Origin of the sequence: Helicobacter pylori HUP-B14, assembly GCF_000259235.1 — a bacterium.
GTDB classification, from domain to species: Bacteria; Campylobacterota; Campylobacteria; order Campylobacterales; family Helicobacteraceae; genus Helicobacter; species Helicobacter pylori_CU.
In genome coordinates, this window is record NC_017733.1 from 384,618 (window position 1) to 403,516 (window position 18,899).

Consider the following 18,899-nt stretch of genomic DNA (forward strand, 5'->3'; position numbering starts at 1 on the left):
TAAATTTTATCGTTATTGTAGTGTAATTTTCTTTCTAAACAAGATTAAAATAAAGTTTGAGACTTTAAAGTGGGGATTTTTAAAAGCGCATGGGTTTTAGGCGTGGCGATCCTGCCTTTAGCGGTGCGCTCTAAATAACCATTAGCGAGTAAAAAAGGCTCAATCACGTCTTCAATCGTACCTTCATCTTCTCTCATAGACGCTGCAATCGTGTTCAAACCCACCGGTCGTCCTTGAGCGTTAGCCAACAAAGATAAATACGCCAAATCCGCTTCATCAAAGCCTAATTCATTCACGCCTAATTCATTCAAAGCATGCAAAGTGATGTTTAAATCCATTAAGCTTGAATTTTTGACTAGCGCAAAATCGCGCACCCTTTTTAAAAGCCTTAAAGCGATCCTTGGCGTGCCTCTACTCCTTTTAGCGATTTCATCAGCGCTTTCTTCTTTGATGTCTTGGTTGAGTTTGGCAGCGGCTTTTTTGATGATGAGAGAAAGTTCGCTAGGGCTATAAAATTGCATCCTAAAACTCATGCCAAATCTGTCTCTTAAGGGGTTAGAGAGCATTCCGGCTCTAGTGGTAGCGCCGATGAGGGTGAAAGGGGGTAAATCAATCTTAATGGTTTGAGCGGCTGGGCCTGAGCCTATGATAATATCCAATCTAAAATCTTCCATAGCCGGGTATAAAACCTCTTCAATCGCCGGGCTAAGTCGGTGGATTTCATCAATAAAAAGAATGTCTTTAGCTTGCAAATTCGTCAAAATGGCGGCCAAATCACCGCTTTTTTCTATCATGGGAGCGGCGGTGATTTTGATATTGGTTTCCATTTCTTTAGCGATGATATGGCTGATTGAAGTTTTACCCAAACCGGGTGGGCCAAAAAAGAGCATGTGATCCAAACTTTCTTGGCGTTTTTTAGCCGCGCAAATAGAAATTTGCAAGTTGCTTTTAATCTTTTCTTGACCGATAAAATCTTCCCAAAGATTAGGGCGCAAACTCACTTCTTGAGAAGTTTCAAAATCCAAAGTTTCTAAATTGACTATCCGTTCTTTCATTTAATGATAACTTTCTAATTCGTTAGGGAAGTTTCCCTTTTTCACATCATCAGCGTATTGTTGAATCGCGTTTTGAACCAATTCTTTCCCCTTAAGGTATTCTCGCACGAATTTAGGCTTAAAACTATCAAAAAAGCCTAACATATCGCTCCACACTAAAATCTGCCCGTCGCAATCCTTGCCGCTCCCTATGCCGATCGTGGGGATTTTGATTTTTTGCGTGATTGTTTGAGCGATAGGGGTGGTTATACCCTCTAAAACCAACAAACCCACCCCAGCTTCTTCCAAACTCAAGGCGTCTTCTAAAAGCTTTTTTTGCTGTTCTTCATTTTTGCCCTTAATCTTATAACCTCCATCAAGGCGCACGAATTGAGGCATCAAGCCAATATGCCCTACCACAATAACGCCCTCATTAGTGAGCGTTTTAACCAGTTTCGCTTTTTCTTTCCCCCCCTCTAGTTTGATCGCGCTCGCTTGGGTTTTTTTATAAACTCTAATGGCGTTTTTTAGGGCTGTTTTTTCATCTTTATAACTTCCAAAGGGCATGTCCGTGATGATAAAAGGAGTCTTAGCGCCTGCGCACACGGCTTTAGTGTGATAGAGCATCATTTTTACACTTGCGCTTAAAGTGTCGTTTTGGTTGAAAAAACTCATATTCAAACTATCGCCCACTAAAATCACATCCACTAGCGGATCAAATATTTGAGCGAACAGCGCATCATAAGCGGTAATGGCGATGATTTTTTCTTGATTTTTTTTAGCTTGGAGGTGGTTGAGAGTGATTTTTTTAATTGGGGCGGTTTGCATGCTCATTAAAAATCCTAAGTGTTAAATATAGTGGCATTGTAGCATGACTTTATTGGGGTGGGTAAAAATTTTACTCCATTTTAACCGGTCATTTTAATTATTTTAGTATAATTGAAAGAAACTTTTAACAAACAATTCAAGGGATTTAGCGATTTTGGGTCTTAAGAAACGAGCTATTTTATGGTCTTTAATGGGGTTTTATGCAGGATTGAGTGCGCTTGATTATGACACCCTAGACCCCAAATACTACAAATATATCAAGTATTATAAAGCTTATGAAGATAAAGAAGTTGAGGAATTGATCAGAGACTTAAAAAGGGCGAACGCTAAAAGCGGGCTTATTTTAGGGATCAATACTGGGTTTTTTTATAACCATGAAATCATGGTCAAAACCAATAGCTCCAGTATCACCGGGAATATTTTAAATTATTTGTTTGCCTATGGCTTGCGTTTTGGCTATCAAACCTTCAGGCCGTCGTTTTTTGCGCGCTTGGTTAAGCCCAATATCATTGGCAGGCGCATTTATATCCAATATTATGGAGGAGCTCCTAAGAAAGCGGGTTTTGGGAGCGTGGGGTTTCAATCGGTCATGCTGAATGGGGATTTTTTATTAGACTTTCCTTTGCCCTTTGTGGGGAAATACCTTTATATGGGAGGGTATATGGGTTTAGGTTTAGGGGTTGTGGCGCATGGGGTGAATTATACGGCGGAATGGGGGATGTCTTTTAACGCAGGATTGGCTCTAACGGTATTAGAAAAAAACCGCATTGAATTTGAATTTAAAATTTTGAATAATTTCCCTTTTTTGCAATCTAATTCTTCAAAAGAGACTTGGTGGGGAGCTATAGCAAGCATTGGGTATCAATATGTGTTCTAAAAAAATAAGAAATCTCATTTTATGCTTTGGTTTTATTTTAAGCTTGCACGCTGAAGAGAATATTGCCAAAGAAAACATGACTGAAACGAACACGACTGAAGAAAATACCCCTAAAGACGCTCCCATTCTTTTGGAAGAAAAACGCACCCAAACGCTAGAGATTAAAGAAGAAAATGAAGTGGCAAAAAAGATTGATGAAAAAAGCCTGCTTGAAGAAATCCATAAGAAAAAACGCCAGCTTTACATGCTCAAAGGGGAATTGCATGAAAAGAATGAATCCATCTTATTCCAACAAATGGCTAAAAGTAAGAGCGGTTTTTTTATAGGCGTGATCCTTGGCGATATAGGGGTTAGCGCTCATTCTTATGAGAAGTTTGAACTTTTAAGCAATATTCAGGCTTCTCCCTTGCTGTATGGTTTAAGGGGCGGGTATCAAAAGTATTTCGCTAACGGGATTAGCGCCTTACGCTTTTATGGGGAGTATTTAGGGGGGGCGATGAAAGGGTTTAAAAGCGATTCTTTAGCTTCTTATCAAACCGCAAGCTTGAATATTGATCTATTGATGGATAAGCCTATTGACAAAGAAAAAAGGTTTGCGTTAGGGATATTTGGAGGCGTTGGAGTGGGGTGGAATGGGATGTATCAAAATTTAAAAGAGGTTAAAGGGTATTCACAGCCTAACGCTTTTGGATTGGTGCTAAATTTAGGGGTGAGCATGACGCTTAACCTCAAACACCGCTTTGAATTAGCCTTAAAAATGCCTCCCTTAAAAGAAACTTCGCAAACCTTTTTATATTATTTTAAAAGCACTAATATTTATTATATTAGTTACAACTATTTATTGTAAAGGCTAAAATGTTGAAATTTAAATATGGTTTGATTTATATCGCGCTCATTATAGGACTTCAAGCGACAGATTATGACAATTTAGAAGAAGAAAACCAACAATTAGACGAAAAAATAAACCATTTAAAGCAACAGCTCACCGAAAAAGGGGTTTTGCCCAAAGAGATGGATAAGGATAAGTTTGAAGAAGAATATTTAGAGCGAACTTACCCAAAGATTTCTTCAAAGAAAAGAAAAAAATTACTCAAATCTTTTTCCATAGCCGATGATAAGAGCGGGGTTTTTTTAGGGGGCGGGTATGCTTATGGGGGATTTAATCTTTCTTATCAAGGGGAGATGCTAGACAGATATGGCGCGAATGCCCCTAGCGCGTTTAAAAACAATATTAAGATTAACGCTCCTGTTTCTATGATTAGCGCTAAATTCGGGTATCAAAAATACTTTGTGCCTTATTTTGGGACACGATTTTATGGAGATTTATTGCTTGGGGGAGGGGTGTTAAAAGAGAATGCAAGCAAGCAATCTGTAGGCTCGTTTTTTTATGTTTTAGGGGCTATGAATACGGATTTGTTGTTTGATATGCCTTTAGATTTTAAAACTAAAAAGCATTTTTTAGGCGTTTATGCGGGTTTTGGGATAGGGCTTATGCTTTATCAAGACAAGCCTAATCAAAACGGGAGGGATTTGGTAGTAGGGGGTTATTCAAGCCCTAATTTTTTATGGAAATCTTTGATTGAAGTGGATTACACTTTTAATGTGGGCGTGAGTTTAACGCTTTATAGGAAACACCGCTTAGAAATTGGCACAAAATTACCGATTAGCTATTTGAGAATGGGAGTAGAAGAAGGAGCGATTTATCAAAATAAAGAAAATGATGAACGATTGTTGATTTCGGCTAACAACCAGTTCAAGCGATCCAGTTTTTTATTAGTGAATTATGCGTTCATTTTTTGAGGCTTGATTTTGGGGTTAGGGTTTAAAATTTTAGCGTTAGTCGTTTTAATTTTGGGGGGTTATTTGATTTTTAACGCTTTTATCACAAAACCCAGAGCTTTAAGTTTTAGTCTAAAGAGCGAAGAAAATGCGTTTGATAATAACAATGAAGCGCTTTTTTGGGATTTGAAAAAACCCATTAAGGTTAAAATCACAGCCCCAAAGGGCATCAAACGCTATGAGATAAAAGTAACCACAAAAGACAATTTGATCTTATATGAAAAAGAAAGTCTGGTATTGGATAAACCCAAGTCTTTAGAAGTGCCTTTGATTAGGCCTGAAATCATGGGATTAGAAGACAAGTGCCTTGATTATGAATTTCAGGCGAGCGATTGGAGCTATGCTAATTTTTTCAATGGCAATAAGGCGTCTTTCAAACAGGAAGTGTGTGTTGATACGATAAAACCTTTAATTAGTGTTTTATCTCGATCCCCAAGCATCGCTTATGGAGGGAGTGCGATAGTCATCTTTGAAGCTTTGGATAAGAATTTGTCTCAAGCGTTTGTGCGCGTCAAAAAAAAGGATTTTAAAGCGTTCAGGTTTTTAGAATTCAAACAGCGTAATGTTTTTATCGCTTTAGTGCCTTGGTCTTATGAGAATAAGGATTTTAAGGCGTTCATTGTCGCTAAAGATAAAGCCTATAACTCCAATACCACCCCTTTATTGTTCAAGCGAAAAACCCATCGTTTGAGGGAAAGGGATATAAACTTAAGCACTTTAAAAGATAAGGTTGCAAAGCAAGAAAAATTTCAAAATCACACTGAGCAAACTTTATTAGAAATGTTTTCCAACGCGCGCTTAAAAGATTTAGAAAAAATCCAAAAGATCGCTTTAGAGCAAGGGGATTTTGATAAGGATTTTTCTCATTTTCAAGCGCTAAAACCTTTGAATGGGTCTTTTAAAATGACAAGCAATTTTTTAGAAAATCGGCGGTTTTTAAAGGACAATCAGGTGTTGTTTAAATTCTTGCATTTAGGGGTGGATTTGATGCCCAGTAAGGATTTATCTTTAGCGTTTGATCCATCGGTAAAGAGGGTTTTTAAGGGGGAGTTGGATTTTTATGGTAATAGTTTAATCAATTGCTATGGGTTAGGTTTGTGCGTTTTTTTAGCGCATTTAAAAGATGATGAAAGCGTGGGGAGTAGTGGTTTGAAATTAGGGAGCGGGTTGCATTTAGGGATGCTTTTGCAAGGGGTTTTTGTCCGGCCCAATGAATGGCTTAATGAGCAATGGATAAAAACCAATATCATCACCCCCATAGAGCAAGCCAAACGGCTTTTAATGAAAGGATAGTCATGTTAAAAACGAATCAAAAAAACGTGCATGCGTTTGAAATTGAAAAGCAAGAGCCTGAGGCGGTCATGGAATTTTTAGAAAAAAACCATGCCCTTTTGCAATATTTTCTTATTATTTTTAAATACGATATTGAATCAGAAGTCAAAGCCGTTTTGCACAAACACCAGCTTTTGTTTTTAGAAACGAATCGCGCTTTAAACGGGCGCTATATCAAAACCACAGAAAAAGACGCTAACCTTTTAAAGCAAAATAGCCCTAATGCGATAGAACCTAAAACAACGATTTATGAGCGCCATATCAGGAGTGGGGAAGAGATTTATAGCGCTAATCATCTTATTTTTTTGGGTAATATCCACAATGGAGCCAAGATTATTTCAGAAGGCTGTGTGTCGGTTTATGGGGTTTGCGAAGGGGCGATTGTGTGCTTTGGAGAGTATTTGATCTTAAAAGAAGTCAAGAGCGCTCAAATCGTTTTTCAAAATAAAATTTTATCTTTAAAAGAGATTGAACGGCTTTTGGTAAATAAAAATATTAAAATAATCACTAAAAATGACGATATACTAGACATAAAGGAAGTATTATGAAACAAACAACCATTAACCACTCTGTAGAATTAGTAGGGATAGGCTTGCACAAGGGCGTTCCTGTGAAGCTTGTTTTAGAGCCATTAGAAGAAAATCAAGGCATTGTTTTTTACCGCTCTGATTTAGGCGTGAAGCTCCCCTTAAAACCTGAAAACATCGTGGATACCAAAATGGCAACCGTTTTGGGTAAGGATAACGCTAGAATTTCTACGATTGAGCATTTGCTTTCAGCTATCCATGCGTATGGTGTTGATAATCTTAAAATCTCTGTGGATAACGAAGAGATCCCTATCATGGATGGGAGTGCTTTGACTTATTGCATGCTTTTAGATGAAGCAGGGATTAAAGAATTAGACGCTCCTAAAAAGGTGATGGAAATCAAGCAAGCCGTTGAGATTAGAGAGGGCGATAAATTTGTTAAAATTGAGCCAGACAGCCAGCTTTCTTTGAATTTCACGATTGATTTTAACCATCCGGTTATCGCTAAGCAAGCCCATCATTTCATCTTTAGTAAAACCGCTTACAAAGAGCAAGTCGCTAAAGCCCGCACCTTTGGGTTTTTGCAAGAAGTGAATTACTTGCGATCCATTGGTTTGGCTAAAGGGGGGAGTTTGAACAATTGCATCGTGCTAGATGAAAATAGCATTTTGAATAAAGAGGGCTTGAGGTGCGAAAAAGAATTCGTGTGCCATAAGATTTTAGACGCTATGGGGGATCTAATGGTCTTAGGCATGCTTGTGATGGGCAAATACACTTCTTTTTCAGGCAGTCACAAGCTCAATTCCATGCTGGTTAAAGCCATTTTAGCGGACGCTAAAAATTACGAAGTTCTGATCACTACAGATTCGGCTAAAGAATTTGCGTTGCAAAAGGCTTTCGCTTAATCCTGAATTAGGGTTTGTTTTTTGGAATTGGATTTAGCACTTATTTCTTTAGGCGATGGGGTCTCGCTTGGAGTGTATCAAAACAATTTTTTATGCACTTCTTACACTTCCAAATCAAAAACAAGCGAAGCTTTAGTGGAAGTTTTTTCACAATTATTCAAAGATTTTAAAAACCCTACTTTACCGGCGATTAAAGGGGTTTATTACGCTAAAGGACCAGGGAGTTTCACTAGCCTAAAGCTCACGCATGTTTTCTTACACACTTTGGCTTTAATCCATGACTTTGAACTCTATTCAACTACAGGCTTTGATTTTAACGACAACACGCCCATTTTGGCGTATGCCAATAAATACTTTGTTTCAAAAGAAAGGGAAAGCTTAACCGATTTTAAAGATTTGAAAATTGCACCAAAAGATTTCATGTTGCCCTCTTTTTTAGAGAAAGACAAATTCACTCAATTGAACACGCCGTTTTACATTTTGCCTCCTATTTAGTGTATAATGCTAGTTTTAAAAATGAAAGGGTATCAACAATAGGGGTTTAAAATTTGGTAGTGAGTGTTCCTGCAACGAGTGCGAATTTAGGCCCCGGTTTTGATTGCTTGGGTTTGAGCTTGAATTTACGCAATCGTTTTTTTATTGAGCCTAGCAGTTTCCATGCGGTGAAATTGGTTGGGGAGGGTGAAGGGATTCCTAAATTTTTAACCAACAATATTTTCACTAAAGTGTTTTATGAGATTTTAAAAAAGCATGGGAATGACGGATCGTTTAAATTTTTATTGCATAATAAAGTCCCTATTACAAGGGGCATGGGGTCTAGCTCGGCGATGATTGTGGGGGCGGTCGCTTCAGCGTTTGCGTTTTTAGGGTTTGATTTTGATAGAGAAAATATTGTCAATACCGCTCTAATTTATGAAAACCACCCGGATAATATCACCCCAGCGGTCTTTGGGGGGTATAATGCAGCGTTTGTGGAAAAAAAGAAAGTGATAAGTTTAAAAACCAAAATCCCTTCTTTTTTAAAAGCGGTGATGGTGATCCCTAATAGGGCCATTTCTACCAAGCAATCGCGCCACCTCTTGCCCAAGCGTTACAGCGTGCAAGAAAGCGTGTTTAACCTTTCGCATGCGAGCTTGATGACGATGGCGATTGTGCAAGGGAAGTGGGATTTGTTGCGTTGTTGTGCTAAAGATAGGATGCATCAATACAAGCGCATGCAAACTTATCCTGTGTTGTTTGCGATCCAAAAGCTCGCTTTAGAAAATAACGCCTTAATGAGCACGCTTTCAGGGAGCGGTTCGTCGTTTTTTAACATGTGTTATGAAGAAGACGCCCCTAAATTAAAGCAGGTTTTGAGCAAGAAATTCCCTAAATTCAGGGTAGCGGTTTTAGATTTTGACAATGATGGAGTCCTTATTGAGAAAGACTGAAATTAAAATCCGCATGTGCGTGGCGTGCAGAATGCGCCAACCCCAAAAGGATTTGTTGCGTTTGAAAAGCTTTGACAATCAAATCATGGAGTTTGATGGCACAGGCCGTAGTTTTTATGTGTGTGGAAATTGTTTGAAAAATGGAGAAAAAAAGTTGTTGAAAGCGGTTTCAAAAATGAAGAATGCCCCAAAAGATACCAAAAATATCATTACTTGGATTAAGGAGAGAAGCATAGCATGAGTGGTATGGTTGATTTAAAGGAATTTTTAGCCGAGCTTGGTAAGACCCAAAAAGAGCTTAAAAATGTGATCGAGCAAGCCAAAGATATTGGTTTAGAGCTTAAGACAAATTCTAAAATGACCCCAGAGCAGGCAGGCAAGCTATACAAATACATTGTGGATGGCATTAAAGAACAAATACAAGCTAATCAACCCGCTAAGAATCTTGAACAAGACAATAAAGACGATTTGAATACAGCCGCAACGCCTAAGCCGCTTGCTAAAAAGGCTTCTAAAACGCCTAAAAAAGAAGAAACAAAAAGCCAGCCAAAGCCCAAAAAAACTAAAGAAAAGAAAAAAGAAGCTCCCACGCCCATTGCTAAAAAGAAGGGAGGAATAGAGATTGTCAACACTTTTGAAAACCAAACGCCCCCTACAGAAAACACCCCTAAAGTGGTTAGCCACTCTCAAATAGAAAAAGCCAAGCAAAAACTCCAAGAAATCCAAAAAAGCCGAGAAGCCCTAAACAAGCTCACCCAAAGCAACGCTAACAGCACCAATAACGCTAATAACGCTAAAAAAGAAATCAGCGAAGTTAAAAAGCAAGAGCAAGAGATCAAACGCCATGAAAACATTAAAAGACGCACCGGTTTTAGGGTGATTAAACGCAACGATGAAACAGAAAATGAAATTGAAAACAGCGTAACAGAAAGCAAAAAACCCACTCAAAGCGCGGTGGCTATTTTTGAAGACATTAAAAAAGAATGGCAAGAAAAAGACAAACAAGAGGCTAAAAAAGTTAAAAGACCCAGTAAGCCCAAAGCCACCCCCACAGCCAAAAACAACAAATCCCATAAAATTGATTTGAGCGATGCGAGGGATTTTAAGGGCAATGATATTTATGATGATGAAACCGATGAAATCTTATTGTTTGATTTGCATGAACAAGATAATTTCAATAAGGAAGAAGAAGAAAAAGAAGCACGCCAAAATATCAACGACAGGGTGCGCGTCCAAAGGAAAAACCCTTGGATGAATGAAAGCGGGATCAAACGACAATCCAAGAAAAAGCGTGCATTTCGTAACGATAACAGCCAAAAAGTGATCCAAAGCGCGATTGCAATCCCTGAAGAAGTGCGCGTCTATGAATTCGCACAAAAAGCGAATTTGAATCTGGCTGATGTGATTAAAACCCTCTTTAATTTAGGGCTTATGGTAACTAAAAACGACTTTTTGGATAAGGATAGCATAGAAATTTTAGCCGAAGAGTTTCATTTAGAAATCTCTGTTCAAAACACCTTAGAAGAATTTGAAGTAGAAGAAGTGCTAGATGGGGTGAAAAAAGAGCGTCCGCCTGTGGTGACTATCATGGGGCATGTGGATCATGGTAAAACTTCACTACTGGATAAGATCCGTGATAAAAGAGTCGCTCACACTGAAGCTGGGGGGATCACTCAGCACATTGGCGCTTACATGGTAGAAAAGAATAACAAATGGGTGTCTTTCATTGACACTCCAGGGCATGAAGCTTTCAGCCAGATGCGTAATCGTGGGGCTCAAGTTACAGATATTGCAGTGATTGTGATAGCGGCTGATGATGGCGTGAAGCAACAGACTATTGAAGCTTTAGAGCATGCAAAGGCCGCTAATGTGCCTGTGATTTTTGCGATGAATAAAATGGATAAGCCTAATGTGAATCCGGACAAACTCAAAGCCGAATGCGCTGAGCTTGGTTATAACCCTGTGGATTGGGGCGGAGAATATGAATTTATCCCTGTTTCAGCTAAAACGGGCGATGGCATTGACAATTTATTAGAAACCATTCTTATCCAAGCGGATATTATGGAATTAAAAGCCATAGAAGAGGGCAGCGCTAGAGCGGTTGTTTTAGAAGGGAGCGTGGAAAAAGGGCGTGGGGCAGTAGCCACTGTGATTGTCCAAAGCGGGACTTTGAGCGTGGGGGATAGTTTTTTTGCTGAAACGGCGTTTGGTAAAGTAAGAACGATGACTGACGATCAAGGCAAGAGCATTCAAAATTTAAAACCCTCTATGGTGGCTCTCATCACAGGCTTGAGCGAAGTGCCGCCTGCGGGATCTGTTTTAATAGGGGTAGAAAACGATTCTATCGCGCGCTTACAAGCTCAAAAGAGGGCGACTTATTTACGCCAAAAAGCGTTGAGTAAAAGCACTAAAGTGTCTTTTGATGAGCTTTCAGAAATGGTCGCTAATAAGGAATTAAAAAATATTCCTGTAGTCATTAAAGCGGATACGCAAGGAAGCTTAGAAGCCATTAAAAACAGCTTGTTAGAGCTTAATAACGAAGAAGTAGCGATTCAAGTGATCCACTCAGGGGTGGGGGGCATTACTGAGAATGATTTGAGCCTGGTTTCTAGCAGTGAGCATGCGGTGATTTTAGGCTTTAATATCCGCCCCACTGGTAATGTGAAAAATAAGGCTAAAGAATACAATGTGAGCATTAAAACTTACACGGTGATTTACGCCTTGATTGAAGAAATGCGATCGTTACTATTAGGCTTGATGAGTCCTATTATTGAAGAAGAGCATACCGGGCAAGCGGAAGTGAGAGAAACCTTTAATATCCCTAAAGTGGGTACGATAGCTGGGTGTGTGGTGAGCGATGGGGTGATCGCTCGTGGCATTAAGGCGCGTTTGATTAGAGATGGTGTGGTGGTTCATACCGGCGAAATCCTTTCTTTGAAACGCTTTAAAGATGATGTGAAAGAAGTTTCTAAGGGCTATGAGTGTGGGATCATGCTAGAAAATTATAATGAGATTAAAGTGGGTGATGTGTTTGAAACCTATAAAGAAATCCATAAAAAAAGAACCCTCTAATGAACGCTCATAAAGAACGCTTAGAATCCAATCTTTTAGAATTACTGCAAGAGGCTTTAGCGGGCTTGAATGATGGCGAGTTGAATTCTTTAAGCGTTACTAAAGTGGAATGCTCTAAAGGGAAACACCACGCTTTGGTGTTTGTGCTTTCATCAGATCATAAAATCCTTTCCAAATTGAAAAAAGCTGAGGGTTTGATTAGGCAATTTGTTTTGCAAGCGAGCGGGTGGTTTAAATGCCCAAAACTCAGTTTTGTTTTAGACAATAGTTTGGAAAAGCAGCTCCGCCTAGACGCCTTATTTAATGAAATCGCTAAAGGGAAAGATAATGACTAAAAAAATAGAAGAGAAAATAGAGGGCGTGATTGAAAGCTTGGGATACTTGCTTTATGATGTGAGTTTGGTTAAAGAAAACGAGCAGCATGTTTTAAGGGTGAGCCTTAAAAACCCTAATGGGGCGGTTAGTTTGGACATTTGCCAACAAGTGAGCGAGGTGATTTCGCCCTTATTAGATGTGTGCGATTTTATTCAAGACGCTTATATTTTAGAAGTGAGCTCTATGGGGTTAGAAAGAACGCTTAAAACCCCCAAACACTTCAAGCTTTCTTTAGGCGAAAAAGTGGAAGTCAAACTTATCAATAAAGAAAGCTTTCAAGCGGTCCTTAAAGACGCTAACGATTTGAGCGCGGATTTTGAATTAGAGGATCACGCTATCAAAAGCGTGGAGTATAAAGATTTAAAGAAAGTTAAAACGCTTTTTGAGTGGTGAAATAATGCGAAGCGGTAGCGTTTTTACACCTTGTAAGAGATTATCGCTGGATTGAAATTGGCTCTTGTTATTTGGCTAAAAAACGCCAAAAAGCATTTTTGAGATTTCACTCTTCCATTTGAACGATACTCATTATTTCTTTAACCACATTCACATCTTCTAGCGTGCTTAAATCTTGAGTGATGGGCTCTTTTTTGGCGATAGATTTCAAAAGCCTTCTCATGATTTTCCCGCTCCTGGTTTTAGGCAAACCTGGCACATACATGACATTGTCTAATTTGGCGATCTTTCCAATTTCAACGGATAAGATATGATTCATTTCTTTTAACAATTCTAAACTCTCGCCAAGATTGCATTTAGCCCCATCGCACAGCACCACAAACGCAAACAAGCCCTCTCCTTTAATCGTATCAGGGATACCCACTACCGCGCATTCAGCCACCATTTCATGTTTAGAAATAGCACTCTCCACTTCAGCCGTGCCAATCCTATGCCCGCTCACATTCACAATATCATCTGTGCGCCCAATAATAGTGATGTATCCGTTTTCATCCACGATAGCGCCATCTCCAGAGAGGTAGACATATTCCCCATTCAACTTGATCTGAGAAAAATAGCTATCAATGTATCGTTTTTCATCGCCCCAAATGTTTCTTACCATAGAAGGCCATGGCTTAGTGATGCATAAAAACCCTTGCTCTCCGGGCTTTGTTTTGGTGCCGTCTTCGTTTAAAACTTCTGCATGGATGCCAGGCAAAGGCAAAGTCGCGCAGCTGGCCCTTATAGGCGTAGCTCCCGGTAAAGGGCTGATGATATGTCCGCCTGTTTCTGTTTGCCACCAAGTATCCACGATACTGCATTTTGAGTTACCGATTTTTTCATAAAACCATTTCCATGCTGTAGGGTTAATGGGCTCTCCCACCGTTCCTAAAACTTTGAGCGATTCTAAATTATACTTTAAGGGTTCGTTTTCGCCTTTGGCATGCAACATTCTTATAGCAGTGGGGGAAGTGTAGAATTTATCCACGCGGTATTCTTCTATCATTCTCCACCATCTCCCATAATCCGGATAAGACATCGTGCCTTCTAGTATCAAAGTCGTTGCCCCGCAAGCTAAAGGTCCATAAACTACATAAGTGTGCCCTGTGATCCAGCCAATATCGGCGGTGCACCAAAAATTATCGTTATCTCTAATATCAAAAACCCACTCCATCGTCATTTGCGCCCATAGCAAATACCCCGCACTGCTGTGTTGAACGCCTTTAGGTTTCCCGGTTGATCCGCTTGTATAGAGCAAGAATAAAGGATCTTCAGAGTCCATCATTTCAAGTTCGCATTTATCGGATTGGTAATGGACCATTTCATTATAGACAAAATCGCGCCCTCTCACATAGTCAATCTCTCTGGCGTTTCGTATCACAATGAGCGCTTTTTCCACGCTAGGGCAGGCGTTATTTTCTAGAGCCTTGTCAAGGGCTGGCTTGAGCATGTAAGGTTTGCCTTTTCTAAAAGTCCCATCCGCTGTGATAACTAATTTGGCTTGAGCGTCGTTGATCCTATCCCTTAAGGCTTCAGGGCTAAACCCAGCAAAAACGATGCTATGGATCGCTCCAATCCTAGCGCATGCGAGCATCATATAAACGCTTTCTACAATCATGGGCATATAGATAATGACTCTGTCGCCTTTTTTGACATTGAATTCGTTTTTTAAAAGGTTGGCTGTTTTATTGACTTCAGAGTGGAGTTTTCTGTAAGTGATGACATTATAATCCCCCATTTCCCCTTCAAAAATGATCGCTACTTTATTTTTTTTGTCTTTTAAATGCCTGTCTATGCAATTGTAAGAAACATTGATTTTGCCGTTTTCAAACCATTTGAAAAAAGGGGCGTTATCGCTGTTTAAAACCTTATCAAAAGGTTTAAACCATGTGAGTTTTTGCTTGGCTAACTCGCCCCAAAAATGTTCATAATCTTCATTGGCTTCATGCACTAAATCTTTATATTCGCACATGTTTTTAATCCTGGCTTGCTTGGCAAACGCTCTGTTAGGGTTAAAGATTTTTTTAGCGAATTCTAAATCTTCGTCTAATTGCATCGCATCTCCTTTTTCATGGTTTTAAGCGCATTTTTAATTATTATATCCAAATTCACACTCTTTTAAAGGGAGGGATACTTTTCTCTTTCTGTGTGGATTGAGACTGATAAAAAAGGAAATAGCACGATGAAACCTAAAGGGTGTATTAGCGTTAATATGATAGAATGACAGAACACTTTATGATAATAAAAGGGTGGTATGCTGATTTCCATAGCGTTTTTATTGGTTTTATGTCTTTTGAATTATAGTTCTTTTAGGATGTTAAAATCGTTTTTAACCCTAAAGAAAATCTCTCGATACGCTTATTTGGGGTTTTTCATCCTTTTGAGCATGGGCGAGGCGGCTTTTGTTTTTTATAGAAATGCTATGCCTAGCCATTTGTTTGTTTTGACTTCAGCGTGTTCGTTTGTATCCTTTATTGTGTTTGTTTTTTCTTTAAGTTTTTACGGGTTTTCCTACTCTGTAGAAAAAATAGATTTTTTATATTCAAGGCGTAAAAGTTTAAAAAACTTTTTAAAATTAGGGTTTTATCTGGCGTTATTAGGGTATTTTTGGCGTGGCTTTTATGAAGGGTTAGCCCGCCCTAAAATCAAAGAAACCCCTATTTATTTAGACAAGCTGGATAAAGAATTAAAGATTATTTTACTCACAGACATGCATGTGGGGAGTTTGTTGCAAAAAGATTTTGTTGATTACATTGTAGAAGAAGTCAATCAAAAAGAAGTGGATATGGTGCTGATTGGAGGGGATTTAGTGGATGAAAACATTGAAAAAGTCAAATCCTTTTTACTGCCTTTAAACAACCTTAAAAGCACGCATGGCACTTTTTATGTGCCAGGAAACCATGAGTATTATCATGGCATAGAGCCGATTTTATCGTTTCTTGACACGCTTAATTTGACGATTTTAGGGAATGAGTGCGTGCATTTAGGGGGGATCAATTTGTGCGGCGTGTATGATTATTTCGCAAGGAAGCGTCAAAATTTTGCCCCCAATATTGACAAAGCGTTAAAAAAGCGCAATGAGAGTAAGCCCACGATCCTTTTAGCCCACCAACCTAAACAAATTAGAAGCCTCAAAGAAAGCCACTCTGTAGATCTAGTGCTTTCAGGGCATACCCATGCAGGGCAAATCTTTCCCTTTAGCCTTTTAGTCAAGTTGGCGCAAACCTATTTACATGGTTTATACAAGCACAGCCCCACCACTCAAATTTATGTGAGCAGTGGGGCAGGGTATTGGGGGATTCCTTTAAGGTTTTTAGCCCCTAGCGAGATCGCATACCTTAGGCTTTTACCTAAAAATCAAGCTTAGTCAAACAAAATCTTAAAATCGTAATCAAGCGGTTAAAAATAAGAATTAAAACAAGGAGTTAAAAACAACCGCCAAGACAAAGGGAAAGGAGGGGGAGGTGACCCTTCAATCTTAGCGGTGCCAACCAAACCATAAGGAATGGTTGGATTGTGATTATACAATAAAATGGTGATTTTTAGCAAATGATTTTAAAAATTATCCATAAAAAACGCTTAAAGGCATTTTTTACAACCAACAACCAAATACAAAAGAGCTTGATTTTAACTAAAGCTTTTATTAAAATTTTCTTAAACTAATTTAAAATTATGATATAATCAGTGTTCGAATTACTCTTAAATGCAGGAGTCATACACCATGCGCGTTCTACTGATTGAAAAAAATTCTGTTTTGGGTGGAGAAATTGAAAAGGGCTTAAATGTTAAAGGCTTTATGGCTGATGTAACAGAGAGTTTAGAGGATGGGGAATATCTCATGGATATTAGGAATTATGACTTGGTTATGGTTAGCGATAAAAACGCTTTAAGTTTTGTTTCTAGAATCAAGGAAAAGCATTCTTCTATTGTTGTTTTAGTTTCTTCGGATAACCCTACAAGCGAGGAAGAAGTCCATTCGTTTGAGCAAGGTGCGGACGATTATATCGCTAAACCTTATCGCAGCATTAAGGCTTTAGTCGCAAGGATTGAGGCTCGTTTGAGGTTTTGGGGTTCTAATGTGATTGAAATTGGGGATTTGACCATTAGCCCTGATGAAGAAAAGATTATTTACAAGGGGCGTGAAGTTGAGGTTAAAGGGAAGCCTTTTGAAGTGCTTACCCATCTTGCCAGACATAGGGATCAAATCGTCTCCAAAGAACAGCTTTTAGACGCTATTTGGGAAGAGCCTGAGATGGTTACCCCTAATGTCATTGAAGTGGCTATTAATCAAATCCGCCAAAAAATGGATAAACCCTTAGGGATTTCCACGGTTGAAACCGTGAGACGCAGAGGCTATCGTTTTTGCTACCCCAAACCGGCGTGTGAAGAGTAAATTCCGTGGTTTGCTAAAAAATAGGTCAGAATGAGGGTGTGGAGCGGGTAAAGTCAAATATTTGAATAGCGATAATAGAGACACTCATATCATGCTAGTGTCTAGCTAGGAGCATAATCGTTTTATCTGCGATTAGTAGGGTATTTTGGTTAAAAAAACACTCAAATAAATTCGTATCAATTCATGGAGTTAAATATCTATCAAAACACAAAATACAAACTTTGGCTCCGTTTTCATTGGATATTGACAAAGTCTTATTTTTGTGGGATTTTTATGGGATACAAGAAAAATACACAAAGAAAACGCTAGCTAAACCCTAGCTTGCACTAAAATTTTAGTATAGTGGCGTTGTGAGAACCATTAAAACTATGATTGCTAATAGTAGTTTCATGGTTGGTTATTTCCTTTTTAAGATAGCCGCTCACTATACCCCAAACCCTAACATGCTCCAAATACCCGCAACAAAAAACAATAAAATAGAGAGATAACTTAAAATGATTATTTGCGTTGGCGTGATGATAATTTAAAAAACCTAAAAATACTAAAAAAGCGTTTTTTACAATCAAATTATTAAGAGAGCTTGCGAAAAATAAGCGATGAATTTTTAAGCGACCTTTTGGGGGTTAGGGGGATTTAGTTGGAGGTTTGTAGGGGAATAGTTTTTAAAATATCCCTTATTCCCTTAAAGAAATGAGTTTATACAAAATGATAGAATGAAAATTTTTAAACCTTATCAAAAAGAGTTTTTAAACTCTTTTCAGTTTTTGTTAGCTTGTTACAAACAGCTTAGTTTTAAGCGTTGTTGAAGATTTCTTCAATTTGTTCTTTAATATCCCTATAATTGAAACTCTCCCTAAAGCCATCAATCTTGCCTCCGCTCGCATTCCTATGCCCGCCCCCATTAAAACACATTTGACTGAGTTCACACACATCGCAATTCCCATTCGCTCTTAAGCTCACATTCCCTTTAGCGTTCACATCTATATAAAAATCAAAATCCGGATTTTGCGTTAAAAAAAGGTTAGCCAACACGCTAATACCCCCCATAGAATAACTTAAAAACCCTTTCTTATCCTGGTAATAAACGCTGCAATCATGCTTTTTTAAAGAGAGCAAATGCGTTTGTGCGTTTGAAGAGATATTGTCCATCGTTTCTGCATCAGGGTCGCCCCCTAAAGCGATTTTTTTAAGCTTGAACAAATCGTTATCATAGGCTACAGGGGCATTTTCTAAAAACAAATAGTTTTTAACTTCTTCTAAAAGCTTTAATTTATAATCGCGGTTTTCATCATCAAACATGAAACGATTCAATTCAGAGCTTTGGTTAATCATGCGCATACACACCTTGCCTAATTCAAAGCCATAACCCTGCGTGTCCCAAATATCCACAGAATTGACCATTTCCACCAAAGGCTCTAGCCATGTTGTGTTTTTTGGCTCTAAAATAGCGTAATGCTTTTTCAAAAATTCATACACGATTTTAGTCGCGCAACGGTTAATGTCTAAAAAATACCAATGGAAACTCTCAGCCACTTCTTTACCGCTGATATGGTGATCCAAAAGCTGGATTTGAATGTTTTTGTTTTGCAAGCGGTGTTCTTGGATTTTATCTTGCAGATACTTTGCTTCGTTTAAGTTCAAATTCAAATCGCTAACCAAAATAAGGAATTCACTCTCTTTAGATTGAGCGATCGCGTTTAGAATCTCATAAATTCTCGCTGAAACTTCACGCCCGTAATTAGCGTTATAGCATTGGGTATTTTTAAAAAATTGTTTTGAAACAAGCTGGCATGCATAGCCGTCTAAATCAATGTGTGAAAGGTGGTAAACTTGCATCATTCTCCTTTTTTATCAA

General features: G+C 38.7%; 18 protein-coding genes. 14 read left to right on the top strand and 4 right to left on the bottom strand.

Annotation, left to right across the window (positions count from 1 at the left end):
• Window positions 1-44: 44 nt before the first annotated feature.
• Both ruvB and panB read right to left on the bottom strand, forming a co-directional pair.
• Complete coding sequence (ruvB, locus tag HPB14_RS01900) at window positions 45-1,055, bottom strand: Holliday junction branch migration DNA helicase RuvB (protein WP_000664498.1); 1,011 nt, start codon at window positions 1,053-1,055, stop codon at window positions 45-47.
• Window positions 1,056-1,868 carry a 3-methyl-2-oxobutanoate hydroxymethyltransferase gene (gene panB, locus HPB14_RS01905; RefSeq protein ID WP_000062697.1) on the bottom strand — a complete coding sequence of 271 codons (813 nt, stop codon included), beginning with the start codon at window positions 1,866-1,868 and terminating at the stop codon, window positions 1,056-1,058. It abuts the gene before it with no gap.
• A gap of 148 nt (window positions 1,869-2,016) precedes the next feature.
• Here panB and HPB14_RS01910 point away from each other — a divergent pair, with 148 nt between their 5' ends.
• Genes HPB14_RS01910 through HPB14_RS01965 form a run of 12 tightly spaced genes read left to right on the top strand, consistent with a single transcriptional unit; the run spans window position 2,017 to window position 12,612 of the window.
• On the top strand, window positions 2,017-2,739 hold the full coding sequence (locus HPB14_RS01910) for a hypothetical protein (protein WP_000523333.1): 723 nt from the start codon (window positions 2,017-2,019) through the stop codon (window positions 2,737-2,739).
• A complete protein-coding gene (locus HPB14_RS01915) occupies window positions 2,729-3,586 on the top strand; it encodes an outer membrane beta-barrel protein (protein WP_014658431.1) in 858 nt (285 codons plus the stop codon). The genes HPB14_RS01910 and HPB14_RS01915 overlap by 11 nt, the downstream gene beginning before the upstream one ends.
• An 8-nt stretch (window positions 3,587-3,594) precedes the next feature.
• The gene (locus HPB14_RS01920; protein WP_000911233.1) at window positions 3,595-4,539 is read left to right on the top strand and encodes an outer membrane beta-barrel protein; all 945 of its coding nucleotides are present in this window, start codon (window positions 3,595-3,597) and stop codon (window positions 4,537-4,539) included.
• Between the two features lie 9 nt (window positions 4,540-4,548).
• Complete coding sequence (locus tag HPB14_RS01925; RefSeq protein ID WP_000522709.1) at window positions 4,549-5,871, top strand: M23 family metallopeptidase; 1,323 nt, start codon at window positions 4,549-4,551, stop codon at window positions 5,869-5,871.
• 2 nt (window positions 5,872-5,873) lie between these two features.
• Window positions 5,874-6,458 (top strand): septum site-determining protein MinC, encoded by a 585-nt coding sequence (gene minC, locus HPB14_RS01930; protein WP_000921105.1) that lies wholly within the window; start codon window positions 5,874-5,876, stop codon window positions 6,456-6,458.
• On the top strand, window positions 6,455-7,342 hold the full coding sequence (lpxC, locus tag HPB14_RS01935; protein WP_000815183.1) for a UDP-3-O-acyl-N-acetylglucosamine deacetylase: 888 nt from the start codon (window positions 6,455-6,457) through the stop codon (window positions 7,340-7,342). Before minC ends, lpxC begins: the two co-directional genes overlap by 4 nt.
• 21 nt (window positions 7,343-7,363) lie before the next feature.
• The gene (locus HPB14_RS01940) at window positions 7,364-7,837 is read left to right on the top strand and encodes a tRNA threonylcarbamoyladenosine biosynthesis protein TsaB (RefSeq protein WP_000417903.1); all 474 of its coding nucleotides are present in this window, start codon (window positions 7,364-7,366) and stop codon (window positions 7,835-7,837) included.
• Between the two features lie 53 nt (window positions 7,838-7,890).
• Window positions 7,891-8,772, top strand: coding sequence for a homoserine kinase (thrB, locus tag HPB14_RS01945; protein ID WP_000261725.1), 882 nt, complete (start codon window positions 7,891-7,893; stop codon window positions 8,770-8,772).
• Window positions 8,759-9,013, top strand: coding sequence for a DUF448 domain-containing protein (locus HPB14_RS01950; RefSeq protein WP_001232489.1), 255 nt, complete (start codon window positions 8,759-8,761; stop codon window positions 9,011-9,013). Before thrB ends, HPB14_RS01950 begins: the two co-directional genes overlap by 14 nt.
• Window positions 9,010-11,844, top strand: coding sequence for a translation initiation factor IF-2 (gene infB / locus HPB14_RS01955; protein ID WP_000016267.1), 2,835 nt, complete (start codon window positions 9,010-9,012; stop codon window positions 11,842-11,844). The genes HPB14_RS01950 and infB overlap by 4 nt, the downstream gene beginning before the upstream one ends.
• Window positions 11,844-12,179, top strand: coding sequence for a 30S ribosome-binding factor RbfA (rbfA, locus tag HPB14_RS01960; RefSeq protein WP_000991140.1), 336 nt, complete (start codon window positions 11,844-11,846; stop codon window positions 12,177-12,179). Before infB ends, rbfA begins: the two co-directional genes overlap by 1 nt.
• A complete protein-coding gene (locus tag HPB14_RS01965) occupies window positions 12,172-12,612 on the top strand; it encodes a ribosome maturation factor RimP (RefSeq protein ID WP_000162249.1) in 441 nt (146 codons plus the stop codon). Before rbfA ends, HPB14_RS01965 begins: the two co-directional genes overlap by 8 nt.
• A 106-nt stretch (window positions 12,613-12,718) precedes the next feature.
• Here HPB14_RS01965 and acs read toward each other — a convergent pair whose 3' ends face one another.
• A complete protein-coding gene (acs, locus tag HPB14_RS01970) occupies window positions 12,719-14,707 on the bottom strand; it encodes an acetate--CoA ligase (protein WP_001175424.1) in 1,989 nt (662 codons plus the stop codon).
• A gap of 198 nt (window positions 14,708-14,905) precedes the next feature.
• On the opposite strand from acs, the gene HPB14_RS01975 reads away from it, so the two are divergent.
• Window positions 14,906-16,018: a metallophosphoesterase gene (locus HPB14_RS01975; protein ID WP_000908749.1), complete on the top strand. Its 1,113-nt coding sequence runs from the start codon at window positions 14,906-14,908 to the stop codon at window positions 16,016-16,018.
• 354 nt (window positions 16,019-16,372) lie between these two features.
• Window positions 16,373-17,044, top strand: coding sequence for a response regulator-like transcription factor HsrA (hsrA, locus tag HPB14_RS01985; protein ID WP_001264993.1), 672 nt, complete (start codon window positions 16,373-16,375; stop codon window positions 17,042-17,044).
• Window positions 17,045-17,836: 792 nt separating this feature from the next.
• Here hsrA and HPB14_RS01990 read toward each other — a convergent pair.
• Complete coding sequence (locus HPB14_RS01990) at window positions 17,837-18,880, bottom strand: 3',5'-cyclic-nucleotide phosphodiesterase (RefSeq protein WP_014658434.1); 1,044 nt, start codon at window positions 18,878-18,880, stop codon at window positions 17,837-17,839.
• Window positions 18,881-18,899: the final 19 nt, after the last annotated feature.